Annotated in this window: 14 protein-coding genes; 6 read left to right on the top strand and 8 right to left on the bottom strand. The window is 62.1% G+C overall.

All coding sequences use genetic code 11. The annotated features are described in order from the left end of the window. The first annotated feature begins 5 nt into the window (after positions 1-5). From J1N02_RS00840 to J1N02_RS00830, 3 genes are read left to right on the top strand one after another with little or no spacing between them, the layout of a single operon-like run. Entirely contained in the window at positions 6-659 is a 654-nt protein-coding gene (locus tag J1N02_RS00840) for a YjbF family lipoprotein (protein ID WP_223841601.1), read from the top strand. Next, positions 656-1423, top strand: coding sequence for a capsule biosynthesis GfcC family protein (locus J1N02_RS00835; protein WP_421147064.1), 768 nt, complete (start codon positions 656-658; stop codon positions 1421-1423). Before J1N02_RS00840 ends, J1N02_RS00835 begins: the two co-directional genes overlap by 4 nt. Then, positions 1420-3495 carry a YjbH domain-containing protein gene (locus tag J1N02_RS00830; RefSeq protein WP_421147063.1) on the top strand — a complete coding sequence of 692 codons (2076 nt, stop codon included), beginning with the start codon at positions 1420-1422 and terminating at the stop codon, positions 3493-3495. Before J1N02_RS00835 ends, J1N02_RS00830 begins: the two co-directional genes overlap by 4 nt. A 207-nt stretch (positions 3496-3702) precedes the next feature. Here the strand turns inward: J1N02_RS00830 and J1N02_RS00825 are convergent, their stop codons facing one another. The 5 genes from J1N02_RS00825 to J1N02_RS00805 form a co-directional block, all read right to left on the bottom strand. Continuing rightward, positions 3703-5094: an undecaprenyl-phosphate glucose phosphotransferase gene (locus tag J1N02_RS00825; RefSeq protein WP_027608671.1), complete on the bottom strand. Its 1392-nt coding sequence runs from the start codon at positions 5092-5094 to the stop codon at positions 3703-3705. A gap of 242 nt (positions 5095-5336) precedes the next feature. Next, on the bottom strand, positions 5337-5984 hold the full coding sequence (locus J1N02_RS00820; protein ID WP_098479269.1) for a winged helix-turn-helix domain-containing protein: 648 nt from the start codon (positions 5982-5984) through the stop codon (positions 5337-5339). A 31-nt stretch (positions 5985-6015) separates the two neighbouring features. Then, positions 6016-6720 (bottom strand): hypothetical protein, encoded by a 705-nt coding sequence (locus tag J1N02_RS00815; protein WP_098479270.1) that lies wholly within the window; start codon positions 6718-6720, stop codon positions 6016-6018. Beyond that, complete coding sequence (locus J1N02_RS00810) at positions 6713-7441, bottom strand: winged helix-turn-helix domain-containing protein (protein WP_027608668.1); 729 nt, start codon at positions 7439-7441, stop codon at positions 6713-6715. The genes J1N02_RS00815 and J1N02_RS00810 overlap by 8 nt, the downstream gene beginning before the upstream one ends. 320 nt (positions 7442-7761) lie before the next feature. Beyond that, positions 7762-8625 carry a LysR family transcriptional regulator gene (locus tag J1N02_RS00805; protein WP_027608667.1) on the bottom strand — a complete coding sequence of 288 codons (864 nt, stop codon included), beginning with the start codon at positions 8623-8625 and terminating at the stop codon, positions 7762-7764. Between the two features lie 101 nt (positions 8626-8726). Between J1N02_RS00805 and J1N02_RS00800 the strand changes: the two genes are divergently transcribed. Next, the gene (locus J1N02_RS00800) at positions 8727-9731 is read left to right on the top strand and encodes a quinone oxidoreductase family protein (protein WP_027608666.1); all 1005 of its coding nucleotides are present in this window, start codon (positions 8727-8729) and stop codon (positions 9729-9731) included. A 62-nt stretch (positions 9732-9793) separates the two neighbouring features. On the opposite strand, the gene J1N02_RS00795 is transcribed toward J1N02_RS00800, so the two are convergent. Next, the gene (locus tag J1N02_RS00795) at positions 9794-10297 is read right to left on the bottom strand and encodes a phage infection protein (RefSeq protein WP_421147062.1); all 504 of its coding nucleotides are present in this window, start codon (positions 10295-10297) and stop codon (positions 9794-9796) included. A gap of 145 nt (positions 10298-10442) precedes the next feature. Further along, the gene (locus J1N02_RS00790) at positions 10443-11165 is read right to left on the bottom strand and encodes a pirin family protein (protein WP_027608665.1); all 723 of its coding nucleotides are present in this window, start codon (positions 11163-11165) and stop codon (positions 10443-10445) included. A 181-nt stretch (positions 11166-11346) separates the two neighbouring features. Between J1N02_RS00790 and J1N02_RS00785 the strand changes: the two genes are divergently transcribed. After that, entirely contained in the window at positions 11347-12297 is a 951-nt protein-coding gene (locus J1N02_RS00785) for a GlxA family transcriptional regulator (RefSeq protein WP_065941949.1), read from the top strand. Between the two features lie 95 nt (positions 12298-12392). After that, positions 12393-13916, top strand: coding sequence for a winged helix-turn-helix domain-containing protein (locus J1N02_RS00780; RefSeq protein WP_108572820.1), 1524 nt, complete (start codon positions 12393-12395; stop codon positions 13914-13916). Here J1N02_RS00780 and J1N02_RS00775 read toward each other — a convergent pair. Then, entirely contained in the window at positions 13863-16625 is a 2763-nt protein-coding gene (locus tag J1N02_RS00775; RefSeq protein WP_027608662.1) for an ATP-binding protein, read from the bottom strand. The genes J1N02_RS00780 and J1N02_RS00775 overlap by 54 nt on opposite strands. Positions 16626-16666 lie beyond the last annotated feature (41 nt).

The following is a 16666-nucleotide window of genomic DNA, read 5'->3' as shown; positions in this document are numbered from 1 at the left end:
CCTGCGTGAACAGTTTGAAAATCGGTACGTACGCAGGGTTGGCGTGGCTGTTGGCTGGCTGCAATCCGCTGATGCAGGCCTCGCTGGATACCTTCAGGGCTGCCGTCGGCGGGCCGCCGCCGCTGGTGTTGAGCCAGGCCCAGGTGGATGCGGTGCCGTTCCCCCAGATCAAGGTCACCACGGTGTCCGGCGCAGGGGTAATGGCGCTGATCCGCCAGCGTGACGACCTGCAGTTCTGGGTGGCATCCGGCAAACAGGTGCTGCTGCTGCGCGACGGTCTGGTGGTGCGCACGGTGGGCCTGGGCACTGACCTGGATGGCACGCGCTGGCAAGGCCGGTCACCGTTCCAGCAAGGGTTGCATCGTGTCCCGGACGGCTATCGCAGCACGCGCCAGATTGACGTGGTCGACGGCTATCGCCTGGGCGTTACGGTCAACAGCCGCATGACGCGCCAGGGGCTGGAGAGCGTCGAGATTCTCGACAAATCCTATGCCTTGCTGCGGGTGGATGAAGACATCGAGGCCGCCGGCTTTCACGCGCGTAACCGTTACTGGGTCGACCCCGGCGACGGTTTTATCGTGCAGAGCGAGCAGCACCTGACGCCCGACCTGACGCTCACCATTACCCAACTGCAACCGACCCGCAAGGATGCCCCATGATGCTGCGAAAATTGGCCGCGCTGGTGCTGTTGTGCAGTGGCGCCAGTGTGTCCCTGGCGGCGATGACCGTCAGTGGCGAGGTGCGCAATCCGGGGCCTATCCCCTTGGCGCCCGAGGCGCGCTTGCTGGATGTGATCACCGCGTCGCAACCGGATGCCCAGGGCTATTGGCTCGGTGCGGCCTGGCTGCGCCAACCCTTGCTGGCACAGCAGGCACGGCTCAAGGCCGGTGTGCTGTTTGACCTGCAAACCCTGCAGCGTGCGGCGTTGGCGGCCGGTCGCGAAGGTCGCGCGCATGCGGCGGCTCGGCTCTATCAACAGGTGCAGGCCTTGCCGGTGACCGGCCGCCAACGGGCGATGCTGGATCCGGTGGCGGTGGAAGTCGGCTTTGCGCCGAACCCGCTGGTCAGTGAGGGCGACCGCCTGGTCTATCCGCCGAGGCCGCACAGCGTGCGCGTGGTGGGGGCCGTCGCCGCAGCCTGCACGTTGGCATTCCAGCCGATGCAGCGGCCCCTCGATTACCTCCACGCCTGTCCGGCCCTGGCGGAAGCGGACCGCGATTACCTGTGGCTGATCCAGCCCGACGGCCATGTCACGCGCCTGGGTATCGCGGCATGGAATCGCGAGGAGGGCACGCCTCCCGCGCCGGGCAGCACGTTGCTGGTACCGATCCGCAGCGACGACCTGGACCCGCTCACCTCCGAGCTCAATCAGCAACTGGCCGAGTTTCTTGCCACCCAACCCCTGGCCGAGGTCACGCCTTGAAATTATGTATTGCAGCCGTGCTGCTGGTGCCCTGTGGCGTCGCCCATGGCGATCCCCGTTACACCCAAAGCGATTTCGGCGGCGTCGGGCTGCTGCAAACCCCCACCGCCCGCATGGCGCCCGCCGGCGAACTCAGCGTGAATGCCAACCGCACCGAACCCTACAGCCGCTACAGTTTTTCGGCGCAACCCCTGGACTGGCTGGAGGGCACCTTTCGCTACACCGCGATCACCAACCGCCCCTATGGCGCCGAGTCCTTCAGCGGCGGCCAGAGCTATAAGGACAAGGCCGTCGACGCCAAAGTGCGCCTGTATCAGGAAAACCACTGGCTGCCCGAGGTGGCGCTGGGGTTCATGGACCTGGGTGGCACCGGGTTGTTTTCCAGCGAGTACCTGGTGGCCAACAAGCGCTACGGTGACGTGGATTTCAGTGCCGGCATCGCCTGGGGGTACCTGGGCAGTCGCGGTGATTTCGGCAACCCGTTGGGCGCCTTGGATGATCGTTTCAACCAGCGGCCCACCGCCGAAGGGTCCGGCAGTTTTTCCAACGGCTACTTTCGCGGCCGGCCCGCGTTGTTCGGCGGGATTGCCTATCAGACGCCCTGGGCACCGCTGAGCCTCAAGCTGGAGTACGAGGGTAACGACTATCAGAACGAACCCCGCGACAACAACCAGCGCCAGGACTCGCCCATCAACCTTGGCCTGGTCTACAAGCTGGCCGACTCCATCGATGTGAGTGCCGCCTGGGAACGTGGCAACACCGCCATGTTCGGCATCACCCTGCACACCAATTTCGTCAGCCGCAAAGCCCCGGTAAAAACCTACGACCCACCGGCCCCCAAGCTGCCTGCCAGGGCCCCGACCACACCGATGGACCAGGTGGATTGGGCCGCCGTATCCCGGCGCCTGCACGATAATGCCGGCTACAACGTGCAGCGCATTACCCAGCGCGGGCCGGAATTGTTGGTGTACGGCGAACCGCAGCGCTACTTCTACAGCGCCAAGGCGGTGGGCCGCGCCAGTCGGATTCTCGATAACAGCGTGAATGACCAGATCGATTGGTTCACCCTGGTGAGCGAGCGCTACGCCATGCCGATCGAAGAAACCAGCGTGCCGCGCGAGACCTTTCGCGAGGTGGTCAACCACCGCGAGGACCTGCAGAACCTGCATCGCCAGGTCGAGGTCAATCGCGCCAGCAACCGCAGCCAGACAGTGCTGTACACCCAGCCACCCAAACCCTTCACCTATGGTGTGGGGCTGGGCTACAAGCAGAACGTCGGCGGGCCGGATGGCTTGCTCTACCAGGTGTCCGCCGACCTCGACGGCGAGTATCGTTTCACCCGCAATACCTGGTGGAGCGGCCTGCTCAGCGTCAACCTGCTGAACAACTACGACGGGTTTACCTACGATGCGCCCAGTGGCTTGCCCCGGGTGCGGACCGACCTGCGCCGGTACATGACCACCTCCGATGTGACCCTGCCGACCTTCCAGCTCAACCATGCGCAGCAGTTGGACCAGGACCTCTACGGCATGGTCTACGGTGGTTTGCTGGAGTCGATGTACGCCGGTGTCGGCAGTGAAGTGCTGTACCGCCCCATGGGCCAGCGCTGGGCGTTGGGAGCCGACCTGAACTACGTGCGCCAGCGCGGTTTCGAGCAGGATTTCAGCTTGCGCGATTACCGCACCGTCACCGGGCATATCACCGGCTATACCGATCTGCCCTTCAACATTCAGGGCGCCTTGAGTGTGGGGCGCTACCTGGCCAGGGACTGGGGCGCGACCCTGGACCTGTCGCGGGAATTCAACAATGGTGTGCGGATTGGCGCGTGGATCACCCGCACCACTGCATCCAGCGCAGAGTACGGCGAAGGCAGCTTCGACAAAGGCCTGTACCTGTCCATTCCGTTCGATGAGTTGATGAGCCTGTCGACGATGCGGCGCGCCAACCTGGTATGGGCACCGCTGACCCGCGATGGCGGCGCACGCTTGAACCGCGCCTACTCACTGCATTCGATGACCGATGGGCGCGACAGTGAGCTGTTCTACAAGAACATCGACAAGATCACTGAATAGACCCCGCTACCTCTTCGACGTAGCGCTGTCGCGCAGCAAACTGGGATCTTTGTGGTGAGCGGGCTTGGCGAAGCGTCGCACCGCCCGCGTTGGGGTGCGAAGCGCCCCTGATGAAGACGAATGCGGTGTATCAGGCACTCCTCTGGGCCTGGTTTTGGGGCTGCCGCGCAGCCCCTCCCACATTTGAACTGTATTGATTGTCGGCTATCAGTAGATGTCCTTGGACAGCAGCGTAAACGGCGTCTTCAGCAGAATCTTGATGTCCAGCCACAGCGACCAGGTGTTGATGTAGCGCAGGTCGATGTCGACGCGCTGTTGCATCTTTTCCAGGGTCTCGGTCTCGCCCCGGCAGCCATTGACCTGGGCCAGGCCGGTGATGCCGGGTTTGATCCGATGGCGGGCCATGTAGGCGCGGATTTTGCCCGAGTAGTAGTCGTTGTGTGCAATCGCATGGGGGCGTGGGCCGACCAGTGCCATGTGGCCTTGCAGCACGTTGAACAGCTGCGGCAATTCGTCGATGGAGGTGCGCCGGATAAACCGGCCGACCGGCGTAATGCGCGAATCGTTGCGACTGGCCTGGCGTACCTCATGGTCGTCATGCACACGCATGGAGCGGAATTTCCACACCTTGATCACCTCGCCATTCCAGCCGTGGCGGTCCTGCTTGAAGATCACCGGGCCGGGGGACGTCAGCTTGATCAGCAGGGCGACCAGCAGCAGCAGCGGGCTCAGCACGATGATTGCCAGAGCCGCCAGGCTCTTGTCCAGCAGCGACTTGCTCAGCGCCGCGGTGGGGCGGCTGGTCAGCGGGCTTTCGTTGAGGTAGATCGCCGGCAGTCCATCCACTTCGGCCACGCAATGGTTGAGCAGCAGCATGTTATTGAGGTCGGGCACCCAGATCACATCCACGCTGATCTCCAGCAGGTTGAGGTACAACGCCTCAATGTGGGTGGCGTCCTGCAATGAATGGGTGATGTAGAGCCGACGGATGCCGTGTTGCCGGATCAATTGGGGCAGTTGCGGCAGCTCGCCGAGGATCTGCGCCTGCGCATCCTCGGTCGCCTCGGCACGGCTGCCGACCAGACCCACCAGGGGCGAGCGTTTTTGCCGTGAGAGGGTCCTGGCCAGGTCCACCGCAAGCTTGCCAGTGCCCACGATCAATGATTTTTGGCGTTCGTGAAGTTGGCGGTGGTAATACCGGGACAGGCTGTGCAGCGGTATGTAACACAATGCCAATAACGGGTAACTGACCGCCGCCCAGAGTAATAAGGTTTCCACAGGGAACAGTGCGCTGGCATTACAGGCTACGCCCACGGCAAACAATATACCCATGGTTAACAGCCAGCCCATGAACAAGCGTCCAAGGCCCACGGCATAATCATCTTTCTTGCTGTAGACATCGCACAAGGTATACGCCGGGAGAGAGGCCAATATCGTAAAGGCGGCCAGGACGCGGTAGTAATACTCCAGTTGGCCAGTCTTCAAGATAACCAGCGTAAATAACAGTGCAACAACTAAGCTCGATGCGAGTGTCCATTGCCCCCAGAACGTCAAACCCCTGGGGGTCAGGTTGCGATGCATTCTAGTGTTATTAAGCATAGTTCTGCTCCCGGTGATGACCGCGCACGTGGTGGCAGGCGTTAAGGGTTAACGGTTAACTTTTATAAACGACAGGCACGCGCAGGCGCGTGCCCATTGATAGTAATGAACGGCAGGGGGCAGTGGCTGACGACTTATAACAAGGTCAGGAGGGTCTGGCGAAGTGGATGTTATAAAAGGGCAGGTAGAAGAGTTTTTAATAGGCAGGGTGAATTAAAAAGTCTGGGTTGTTTTTATTTTTGTTAACGGCGTGGCTGACTAAGCTCGAGCGGCTTTTTGATTTTTTGCGTCAGGCAATAACCACGGTTTCTTACCGCACGAAACAGGCGTTCACCGTCATTGACCCGCTTGAACTTTTCCTGCAAACGACTCAGGCACATTTCCAATCCGCGATATAAATCGGGTTCACGACCTATATTACGGATCAACTCTTCTTTGCTGACCACGCGTTCTTCATGGTGGAGCATCTTTTTAATCAGCGCCGATTCAATAGTGGTCAATGAAATGCGCAGGCCGCCCTTGACCAGTGCTCGATCATGTTGGGTGAGCAGCCAGAAATCCTGTGGATACAGTGGCGTTCGTTCGGCGCTGATCTCTTGAGTACGCGTATGGCTATTCGGCGCGCTGTCAGGGACCTTGGCGGTTGGCATTCTGGATTCTTGCCGCTTGGGGTTAAACGATTGTGAGGGCAAGTTAAGGGTGTGGGTAATAATGTAGGTATTAAAATGCGGAGTGATCTGTGGTTGGGAAAACGCCGGATTTGTATCGGCGGGGTCCGTGGTCGCGGGGGCGTTTACATCGTAATAGAAGAGCTCTGCGTTGGGCGTGAAGTCCTGCAGTGCGATAGACGCAAGTGTTGGAGCGAAGGCGTGTTTCTTGAAAGAACTCATAGGGTCCACCCATATCAGGAAGATGCAGTTGTTAAAGGCAGTCAGCGGGGGAGTAATAGCCGCCCTGAAAGTATTCGAACGGCAAGTTTTTAGCCAGCATGGCGCTGTCGGCAAACTCGACCTGATCGGCGATGAAGCTGACCCTGCAGGCACTGATCAGTTCCAGCATGTGATCGTAAAGCCGGTCGTACAGGTCCGAACGCGTGTTGAGGCTGAGCCTGAGGGCAGAATCCGGAAAGGGCATTTTTATATAGTCGTATAGCTCGAGGTCGACCAGCAGGTCTGCCGGCTTTGTATCGAGTCTGTAGTTGTTGTAGGCCAACGTGATACCGCTATGGTCTTTCAACTTATACAACTGACGCACCATCGCCCGGCGTTCTACCGGACCGGGCAGGGCGTCCAGTGGGTTGTCGAGACTGAGGGTGAAGGGTTGTTTGTAGGATTCCAATGCCTGCGCGGCCTGAATGATCGCCTTGAGGATGTCGTCGTTCATCAGGGCCGATTGACCCATGCGCAGAAGCGTATGACTCGTCGCCGGGCTGACTGCCTTAAGCGTTTTGCGCGGTGGGTGGATATGGCGCAAGGCTTCAGTGCAGGCACTTTCAAGTTGTGCGGGATCAACGCCGTCCGCTACGCTGATTTCGCTGCCCCACCAGGCATGACCGCGATCAACGATGGCTTGCCTGATGATCTTGAAGTGCGGGATATGTACAGGGGGCGTTTTTTCACTATTCACGGCTCGGCCCCTCCTTAGTGGGTTGGAAATGGCTGGCGCAAATAAGACCCCGGCTGAGTTTATAACCATAACCGCGAATATTTTGGATGATGTTTTCACCGTAGTGCGCCTTGATTTTACTGCGCAAACGGCTGATGGATTTTTCCAGTGCGCGGGAGTCGTAGTACTTGGTATTAAGTCCCATGACACGGGCGATCTCATTATGACTGAGCAGTCGGTTCTGAATAAGCGCTTCCAATACTTTCATTTCGACGAAGGATATTTCCAACTTTTTCCCGTCGCCATACAGGCACATGCGGTCCTGGTCGAGAATCAGGTCGCACTGATTGAGTCGAGCGCTTTCACTGAGAAAGGCATCAAACAGGTTCAACTTTTTTTCGGGTGAAGTTTCGATTACCTTGATGCAGTAATCGGCGCCAGCCAGGTAGTATTTTGTTTTGCTCAGGGTCGACGCAAAGGTGATCACGACGAATATCGTGCAGTCGGGGTTTTCAGTTCGCGCTTTTTTTATTATGTCCAGGCTCATATTGCTGGCGGAGGGTGTATCAATTTCTATAATGATGGCACGGTAATGTACGTGGCTTTCCTGGGTGTCAATTAGTTGTCCGTAGCAACGTGTATCGACTTTTAAATTATTCGCTACAGTGCGAACTAAAAGCGCCCGAAAGTCCTCTGATTTCGATTGAGTCCGTGCAATAGCGAGGACGTTGGAAAAATGCATCACCTACTCCCTTTTCCGGCATGCAAGGCCGTCAGTTCAATCGCTGCTAGCGTTTAGATACTAATCGAATTGATTCCGCTAAAACGTGACAAATTTTAACATTCACCACTTGGTTTTTACGAGCGCAGGGGGGATTAGGGGAATATTTCACGGCAGGTTGTACCGACTTACACATATGCTAGTGCAAACTCTTAATGCTCGATAAGTATTTTAGTTCCAACGATTTTTTTTGACGGGTGCAGGTTTAAGCGTTGACCTTCTCAGGCAAAAAAACGCCTGCAGAGCGCCCCGAAGGTTGGCGGCCGTCCCCTCGGATGGGCTCAACGGCGCAACTGCACTTCGGCCTCGATGCACGCCACCAGAAACTCCATGACCACCTTCACGGACGGCGAGCGGCGCATGTCGGGGTACACCGTGAGCCAGATATCACGCAAAGGGCCTTCGACCGCAGTGGGCAGCCTGACCAGCAACGGGTCGTGATCGCCCACCAGGGTCGGCAGCACCACCGCGCCGACCTGGGCCCTGGCCGCCATTTGCTGGGTGGCCAGGTCGCTTGCGGCAAACGCGATCTCACGGCCGGCGCGCAGTTGGTGCATCCAGGCTTGCTGGGGCAGGTGGTCACGGCTGCTGTCGTAGGCGATGAAAGTCCACTGCGCAGCCGGCAATTGCTGGAACGTCGGCGGGCCATACAGCCCGAAGCGCACCACCCCGACTTTCCTGCGTACCAGGGCTTCCTCATCGGGACGCACCGTGCGCAGGGCAATATCCGCTTCACCTTTGTCCAGCGCGGCCAGTTGGGTCGACGGCATCAGCACCAGGTTCAACTGCGGGTATTGGGCGCGCAGCCGCGCTATATGGGGCGCAATGCAATAGTGGGCGATAGACGGCGGGCAACTGACCCGCACCGTGCCGGCCATTTCGATCGACGCGACCCGCGACAGGCGCATCACCTGGGTCGCCATGTCGTCCATGCCCGCCGCCAACTCCGCCAATGCCAGGCCTTGCGCGGTCAGCGGGCGGCTGCGCGGCAGGCGGTCCACCAGTTTGACGCCGAGGGCTTTTTCCAGCGCATCGACGCGGCGCCCGACGGTGGCGTGCTCCACCTGCAACTCGCGGGCGGCCGCCGACAACGACTGGCTACGTGCCAATACCGTGAAGTAATACAGGTCCTGCCAATCGAACATCGGGTTATTTCCGCACGGAGGTTGGGAAGCTTTGGGGAATTTTCCTACTGAGAGCGTCCTTTTACCATGGCCGCTTCCCAGTGCACACGGAGTTGTCCCCGATGAAAGCCATTACCTTGCAAACCTACGGCGGCCCTGAAGTCGTCCAATTGCGCCATGACGTCCCCAAACCCCAGGTGTTGGCCGGGCATGTGCTGGTCAAGGTGGCGTGCGCCGGGATCAACTTCATGGATATCCATACCCGGCAGGGCAAATATGCGCAGTCGTCGACCTATCCGGTGCGCCTGCCCTGCACCTTGGGTATGGAGGGCGCCGGCGTGGTGGTGGAAGTCGGCGCAGGCGTCAGCCATTTGGCCGTCGGCGACCGGGTGGCGTGGTGCATCGCCTGGGGCGCCTTCGCCGAGTACGCCCTGGTGCCCGCGGCCAAGGTGGCGCAGATTCCCGGTGCCATCGCCTTCGATCAAGCGGCTGCGGCGATGTTTCAAGGCTGTACCGCCCACTACTTGATCGAGGATGTCGCCAGGTTGCAGGCCGGCAGTACCTGCCTGGTCCACGCTGCGTGCGGCAGCATCGGCCAGTTGCTGGTGCAGATGGCCAGGCGCTCAGGGGCTACGGTGTTCGCCACCGGCAGCACCGCTGAACGCTGTGCCATTGCCCACGAGCGCGGGGCCCACCAGGCCTGGGTCTATGACGGCGGCCGATTTGCCGAGCGGGTGTTGGAGGCCACGTGCGGGCAGGGAGTGGATGTGGTCTTCGATTCGCTCGGCAAAAGCACCCTGCGTGACAGCTTCCGCGCCTGCCGCACGCGCGGCCTGATCGTGAACTATGGCAATGTCTCGGGTTCGTTGACCGACCTCGATCCGATGGAACTGGGGGAGGCGGGCTCGCTGTTTTTGACGCGCCCCCGGCTGGCCGACCATATGGCTGACGGCGCGAGCGTACAACGGCGCGCCAACGCGGTATTTGCGGCGATGCTCGAAGGTACGTTGACGGTGGCTATCGAAGGGCATTACACGCTGGAAACGCTGCATCAGGTACATGAGCGCATCGAAGCGCGGCAACAGATCGGCAAGGCTGTGGTGTGGGTGGACCGCGACCTGCATTAATCGAAGGCGAAAAAAAACCGGCTGATCAGGCCGGTTTGGGGTGCCCCGCGAACAGTGCGGGATTAAGCGTGGTTGTCCAGCAGGCGATCGGCACCGCCTTCAACAATACCGCGTTGCTGCAAACGATCGGCACCGCCTTCGGCCAGGCCACGTTCCTGCAAGCGATCGGCACCATCTTCGGCGACGCGGTTGCCTTGCAGGCGGTCGGCGCCATCTTCGGCGACGCGGTTGCCTTGCAGGCGATCAGCGCCACCTTCAACAATACCGCGTTGCTGCAAGCGATCAGCACCACCTTCGGCAACACGACGTTCCAGCAAGCGATCCGAGCCACCTTCGGCAACACGACGTTCCAGCAAGCGATCCGAGCCACCTTCGGCAACACGACGTTCCAGCAAGCGATCCGAGCCACCTTCGGCAACACGACGTTCCAGCAGGCGATCCGAGCCACCTTCAGCAACACGGCTTTCGATCAGGCGAGCCGCGCCGCCTTCAGCAACAACAGGGTGGGCAAATGCGTTTGCAGCGAGTACCGAGAAAGCGAGGCTAAGCAAGATTTGGCGTTTCATGAGGGTGTGCTCCGAGTGTTTTAGTTGGGTGTTGCCTGGTATGGGTTTGATGTTACGCGTTGCATTTTTTAAGAGAACTTCATTGGGATGATGGTGACTATCGATGCCAGCGATGGCCCGTTTCAAAGGGCCAACGCCGAGCCGGTCACGGCATCTGTGGCCGTTCCTGGGGGCGCAGGTCGAACACCAGCACCTCGGCATCCTGGCCCTGGCTCAGGCGGATTTGCCGCTCATCGCGCACTCGGGCACCGTCGCCTTCCTGCAAGCGCTGGCCGTTGATGTCCACGCTGCCCCGAGCCACATGGATGTACACGTGACGATCCGGCGGCAGGTCGAGGGTCGCGGCTTCGTCGCCGTTGAACAGTCCGGCGTACACCCGGGCGTCCTGGCGCACGGTCAGGGAGCCGTCGCTGCCGTCCGGCGAGATGATCAGTTGCAGGCGCCCTTGTTTCTGCGCTGCGCTGAAGTGCTCCTGTTGATAGCGCGGCTCGGCGCCGGCCACGGCGGGTACGATCCAGATTTGCAGGAAGTGCACGCCACGGGTCTGGCTGTGGTTGAACTCGCTGTGGGCCACGCCGCTGCCGGCGCTCATCAGTTGCACATCGCCGGGGCGAATCACCGAGCCGGTGCCCAGGGTGTCCTTGTGTTCCAGGGCGCCTTCAAGCACATAGGAGAAAATCTCCATGTCGCGGTGCGGGTGTTGGCCGAAGCCTTTGCCGGCCGCGACGCGGTCGTCGTTGATCACCAGCAGGTCGGAAAAACCCTGTTCATCGGGGTTCCAATAGTTGGCGAACGAGAAGGTGTGGAACGACTTCAACCAACCGTGATTGGCGGCGCCGCGTTCGGAAGCTTTGCGAAGGGTCAGCATGGTCTTGTCCTCAAGTGAGCGCGGGCTGCGAGATGCAGGGCGCTTGCGTTGAGAAGAAGGTTACTGGCAACCTGAAAATTCATTAAGAAGCTGAAATTTGAATAACTGTCTCCTTGAGATTGACAGTAAAAGCCATGCCATAATGCCTTTCGCTTTCTTCCCCTCGATGGATGCTTCCCGTATGAAAACCGTGGCCATGGCGCTGTTCCCGGACTTCCTCCTGCTTGACATGGCCGGGCCGCTCGAAGTGTTTTCCATTGCCAACCGCTACCTGCCGGCGGCCGAGCATTACCAGATCCTCACCCTGGGTACCGAGCCCGGTCCGTTGCGCGCCTCCAATGGGGTGCTGGTCCAGGCCGACCTGCTGCTGGACCAGGCCCAGGCGGCTTATGACCTGCTGCTGGTGCCCGGCGGCCCGGGTGCCTATAACGAATGCCATCCGGCGCTGCTGCCCTGGCTCAAGGCGGCGGCGCCACGGGCGCGGCGCTTCGGCTCGATCTGCACCGGCGCCTTTGTGCTGGGCCACGCCGGGCTGCTCGACGAGCGCCGCGTGACCACCCACTGGCACTACACCGAGCGCCTGATCAAGGCCTTCCCCAAGGCCATCGTCGAGACGGATCGCATCTACCTGCAGGACGGGCGGTTGATTACCTCGGGCGGGGTCACCGCCGGTATCGACCTGGCGCTGTCGATCGTCGCCCAGGACCATGGCAAGCAAGTGGCGGTGGATGTGGCCAAGGTGCTGCTGGTGGTGATGAAGCGCCAGGGCGGCCAGGCCCAGTTCAGCCCGATGACCGCGTCCGTGGCGCCCCAGGAAACCGCGATCACCCGGGTGCAGAACCATGTGCTCGCCCATCTGGACCAGCCCTTCACCATCGAGTCCATGGCCGAACTGGCCGGCATGAGCCCGCGCCACTTTGCCCGGCTGTTCGCCAAGGACGTGCAGATGACGCCCATGGCCTTCCTGCAGGGCGCGCGCATCGACCGCGCCCGGCAACTGCTGGAAACCACCGACCTGCCGCTCAAGACCGTGGCGTTCCACGCAGGCTTCGGCAGCGTGCGGCACATGCGCTTTCTATTCAGTGAAAAACTCGGCCTCAACCCGACCCAATATCGCCAGCAGTTCAGTTAACGACAGGATGTCCGTCTCGCGCACCCGATTGTCCGTATCGCTCCCTGTGCCAGCATTGCCCTGTCACGGGTAGCTGGCAAGATAAGGTCGAGCCCATGGAAAAGGATGCGCGGAAGCCCAAGATCGGGCGTTTCAGCGCGATTGCAGACATGAATATGCCTCAGGCGATTGACGCGGATAGCACGGTGCGCTTCGGTGACTATGCCTTTCATCGGCAGCAGCGGCTGGTGAGCAAGGCGGGTTGGCCGGTGCCGTTGGGCGGGCGGGCTTTGGATATTCTGGCGGTGCTGCTGGAGTCGCCAGGGCAATTTATCAGCAAGGCCACCCTGATCGAGCGGGTCTGGCCGTGCAGCGTGGTGGAAGAGAACAACCTGCGGGTGCACATCGCCGCACTGCGCCGTGCCCTTGACGGGCAACGCTTGATTATCAACGACCCCCAGCGCGGTTACTGCTTCGCCGCCCCCGTGCGGGTCGCGGCTGCCGCGCTGCTGCCCCGGCATAACCTTGCCCCCCGGCTCAGCCCGCTGATCGGTCGCGATGAACTGCTGGGCGTGCTGGTGCGGCGGGTGTCCGGGCAGCGCCTGATGACCCTCACCGGGTGCGCCGGCGTGGGCAAGAGCACCTTGGCCCTGGCCCTGGCCGAGCGCGTGTTGCCGCGCTACCGCGACGGTGTGTGGTGGGTCGACCTGGCCACGGTGGAGGCGCCGCTGATGATGCTGCGCCACCTGGCCACGATCCTGCACCTGGAACCCGGCGGCAGTGTCACGCAGTTGTGCCGCCAACTGGTCTCCCGGCAATTGCTGCTGGTACTCGACGGCGCCGACCTGCTGCTCGGTGCCTGTCGACATCTTTTACGGGCGCTGCGCGAAAATGCGCCCCAGGTCAGCGTGCTGGTCAGCAGTCGCGAAGCGTTGCAGGCCCCAGGCGAATGGGTGCTGCGCGTGCCCCCGCTGGGCGTGCCGGCGCCGTCGGCGCTGGGCAGTGTTGAACAGGCGATGGCGTTCCCCGCCGTGCAACTGTTCGTCGCCCGGGCGTGTGCCGGCCAACAGGGCTTTGTGTTGCGCCGACAGGACCTGGCGCCGTTGCGGGACATCTGCCGGCGCCTCGACGGTATTCCCCTGGCCCTTGAACTGGCGGCGGCCCAAGTGGATGCGCTGGGCGTGCGCGGTCTACAGGCGCAGTTGCACAGTGGATTGCAGGTACTGACCCGGGGCCGCCGCACAGCGGTGGAGCGCCACCAATCCCTGACCGCCGCCCTGGACTGGACCTACGAGCGCCTGAGCCTGCCGGAGCGCTGGCTGTTCCTGCAACTGAGCCTGTTCAAGATGGCCGTGACCTTGCCCACCCTGGGTAAGCTGGTGGCCGGCACCGAGCTGGAACACGCCGATTTGTCGTACCTGCTCGGGCGGCTGGTCGGCACCTCGCTGCTGAGCCTCGAACCCGGTCCGGGTTATCCGCGCTATCGTCTGCTCAACAGCACGCGCAGCTATGGCCTGGCACTCCTGCGCAACCCGCAGCAGGTGGCGCGTTTGCAGCAGGGCTATGGGCATTACCTGGGAGCGTTCTCAGGCCGGCCGTTTGTCCTGCAACTCGTCGAGCAGGCGGCGTACGCGGACTAGGTCCTGGGTGGCGAAGCCTTCGCTGAATCGCGCGTAGACCGAACCCAGCAGGTCGCGGGCGGCCTGCACACGACCCTGCTGTTGCCACCGCCGCGCCAAGGAGTCCGCACAGCGCAGCTCCCAGGCCAGCGCGCCTTGCTGGTGTGCCAACTCCAGGGCTTCGAGCAGCAGCGCCTCAGCCCCTTGGGGATCGGGCATGGCCTCGGCGCGCACGCGCAGGATTTCCGGGCTGCACCAGCCGGCCGCACCGCTCCGGGCGCGTTCGAACAAGGCTTCATCCACGGCTCGGGCGTTGAAGGTCACCAGGATGTCTGCGACCAGCCCCAATCCCTGCATATCGGCGATCTGCGCCGTGCCTTCGTAGCATTGCGCCCAGGTGTGGAACAACTGCACCGAATGCTTTTGCGCCTGTTGCAGGAGGAGGTCCAAGCGGTCGCGGGCCGCGAGGGTGTCGCCGTTGCAGTGGGCGATGACCACCCCGGCCAGGGCCAGGGTGTAGCAAATCGACGTGCCGTGGTTGATCTGCAACGCCAGCTCCAGCGCCTGGCTGGCGGTGCGCCACGCACGTTCGGGAAAACCGCGCAGCCACAGGATGCGCGCGAGGATGGTCAACGAGGCCACGCTCTGGTCGTACTGCACGCCAAAGCCGTGGGTAAACCGGTTGAGATGGCCGCTCTGGGCCATGCGCTGGATCACCTGTTCGGCATTCTGCTGCGCCAGTACCTGATTGCCGGCGAAGTGCTGCGCCAGCACCCTCAGGCGTTGGGCGCTGAGGGCCAGCAATGGTTCGGCCTGCGGCCCCAACCGGTCGAAATGCAGGCTTTGTTCCAGGGCCTCGCGGTAGTTGCCGCCACACAGGCTGACCGCCATTTGCCCCGACACCGCGCGCAGTTGGCCAACCAGGTTGCTGTCGGCTTCGGCCAGGCGCCGTGCATGGGCAAAGGCTTCGATGGTCTGCGGCGTACCGCCCTGGGTGTGGTAGGAAAAACTGCCGAAGGCCAACTGCAAGGCCATGTTCAAGTGCGGGCTCGGCGTGCTCGATTGCCCCAGCCGCGCCAGGGCCTTGCCCACGTACAGTCCGTGTTCGCGCAGCAGCGACAGCTCCTGCCACAACGGCATGGCGCTGACGGTGAGACGAATACCCAGCAGGTGCACGCCCTGGTCGCCCAGGCCCCAGTCGAGGGCGGCACGAATGTCTTCGCGCAGCGGCGCATAGCGGTCGATCCAGGTTTGGGTGGCGGTCTGTTCCCAATCGTCCTGCGCCTGGTTCATCAGCACCAGGCAGCGCTTGGCGTGGTGTTCACGGGTGGCGTCGAGTTCATTGGCAACGCTGAGTTTTTCCAGGGCATAGGTGCGGGTGATGTCCAGCAGGCGGTAGACCACCTCGTCATCCCCGGCTTCCACCGTGAGCAGGGATTTCGCCACCAGCTGGGTGATCGAACCCAGCACCTCGGCCGGTGCAACCTGTTGCCCGGCGATCACCGCCGCCGCACTGGCCAGGCTGAAACCACCTCGGAACACCGCCAGGCGACGCAGGCAGATTTGCTCGCAGCCGGTGAGCAATTCGAAGCTCCAGTCCAGGGTGGCACGCAGGGTTTGATGGCGGGGCAGGGCGCTGCGTCGGCCACGGGTGAGCAGGCGGAAGTTGTCTTCCATCTGCACCAGCAGGCCGGGCAAGCCGAAGCGCTCGATCTGCGCGGCCACCAACTCGATTGCCAGGGGGATGCCGTCCAGGCGTTGGCAGATATCAATGGCCAGGGGCAGTTCGGCTTCGCTCAGTTCGAAGCTGTCCTGATGGGACATGGCCCGCTCGATCAGCAGTTGCAGGGCCGGATAACCCAGGGCCTGGGCGCGGTTACCGGTGGCGGGCGGGCAGGCCAGGGGTTCCAGGCGCTGCACCGACTCGCCCTCGGCGCGCAAGGCCTCGCGGCTGGTGGCGAGGATGTGCAATTGGGGCGCGTGGCGCAGCAGGGCCTCGCTGATCAGCGCGATGTCGTCCAGCAGGTGTTCGCAGTTGTCGATCACCAGCAGCAACTGGTGCTCCTGCAGGCGGCGCGCAAACACGGGCAACGGTTCATGCTCGGTGTGGGTGAGGTCGAGGAGCGCGGCGAGATTGGGCAGGATCATCGACGGCGCGCTGAGGGGCGCCAGGTCCAGCAGGCGAATACCGTCGCGGTAATGTCCGATCAACAATTCCGCCACGCGCAAGGCAACGGTGGTCTTGCCGATGCCGCCGGCGCCGGTCAGGGTGATAAAGCGTTTCTCGGGCAGCTGCTGTACCAGGCTGTCGATCAGGGCCTGGCGGCCAAGCATGCGCGTGCGTCGCAGCGGCAGGTTGTGGCTCGGGCGTTGGGGGGCGCCTTCGGTCGGTAGGCTCATCGGCTCGATGCTCAGTGGCGCCACAAAACTGTAGCCGCGCTGGGCCACCGTAACGATATAGCGCTGCCCGGCCTGGCCATCGCCCAGGGCCTTGCGCAGCGCCGCCATGTGCACCCGCAGGTTGCCGTCTTCCACCACGCTCTTGGGCCAGACCCGGGCGATCAGTTCCTGCTTGCTCACCACTGTGCCGGCCTGCTCCAGCAGGATCAGCAGGATGTCCACGGCCCGCCGTCCCAAGCGCAATGGGCGACCAGCCTCCAGCACCAGGCGCTGGCGCGGGTGGACACGGTAAGGACCGAAATGCACGGCCTGGTCGCGTGGGTCACTCATGGGTGGCCATGCTCTGGGAAAAGTAAGCGGCCAGCATATTC

Origin of the sequence: Pseudomonas sp. NFX5 (assembly GCF_049132125.1) — a bacterium.
GTDB classification, from domain to species: Bacteria; Pseudomonadota; Gammaproteobacteria; order Pseudomonadales; family Pseudomonadaceae; genus Aquipseudomonas; species Aquipseudomonas marginalis.
The sequence above is the reverse complement of the archived record's forward strand: the minus strand, read 5'-3'. Positions and strand labels throughout refer to the sequence as shown.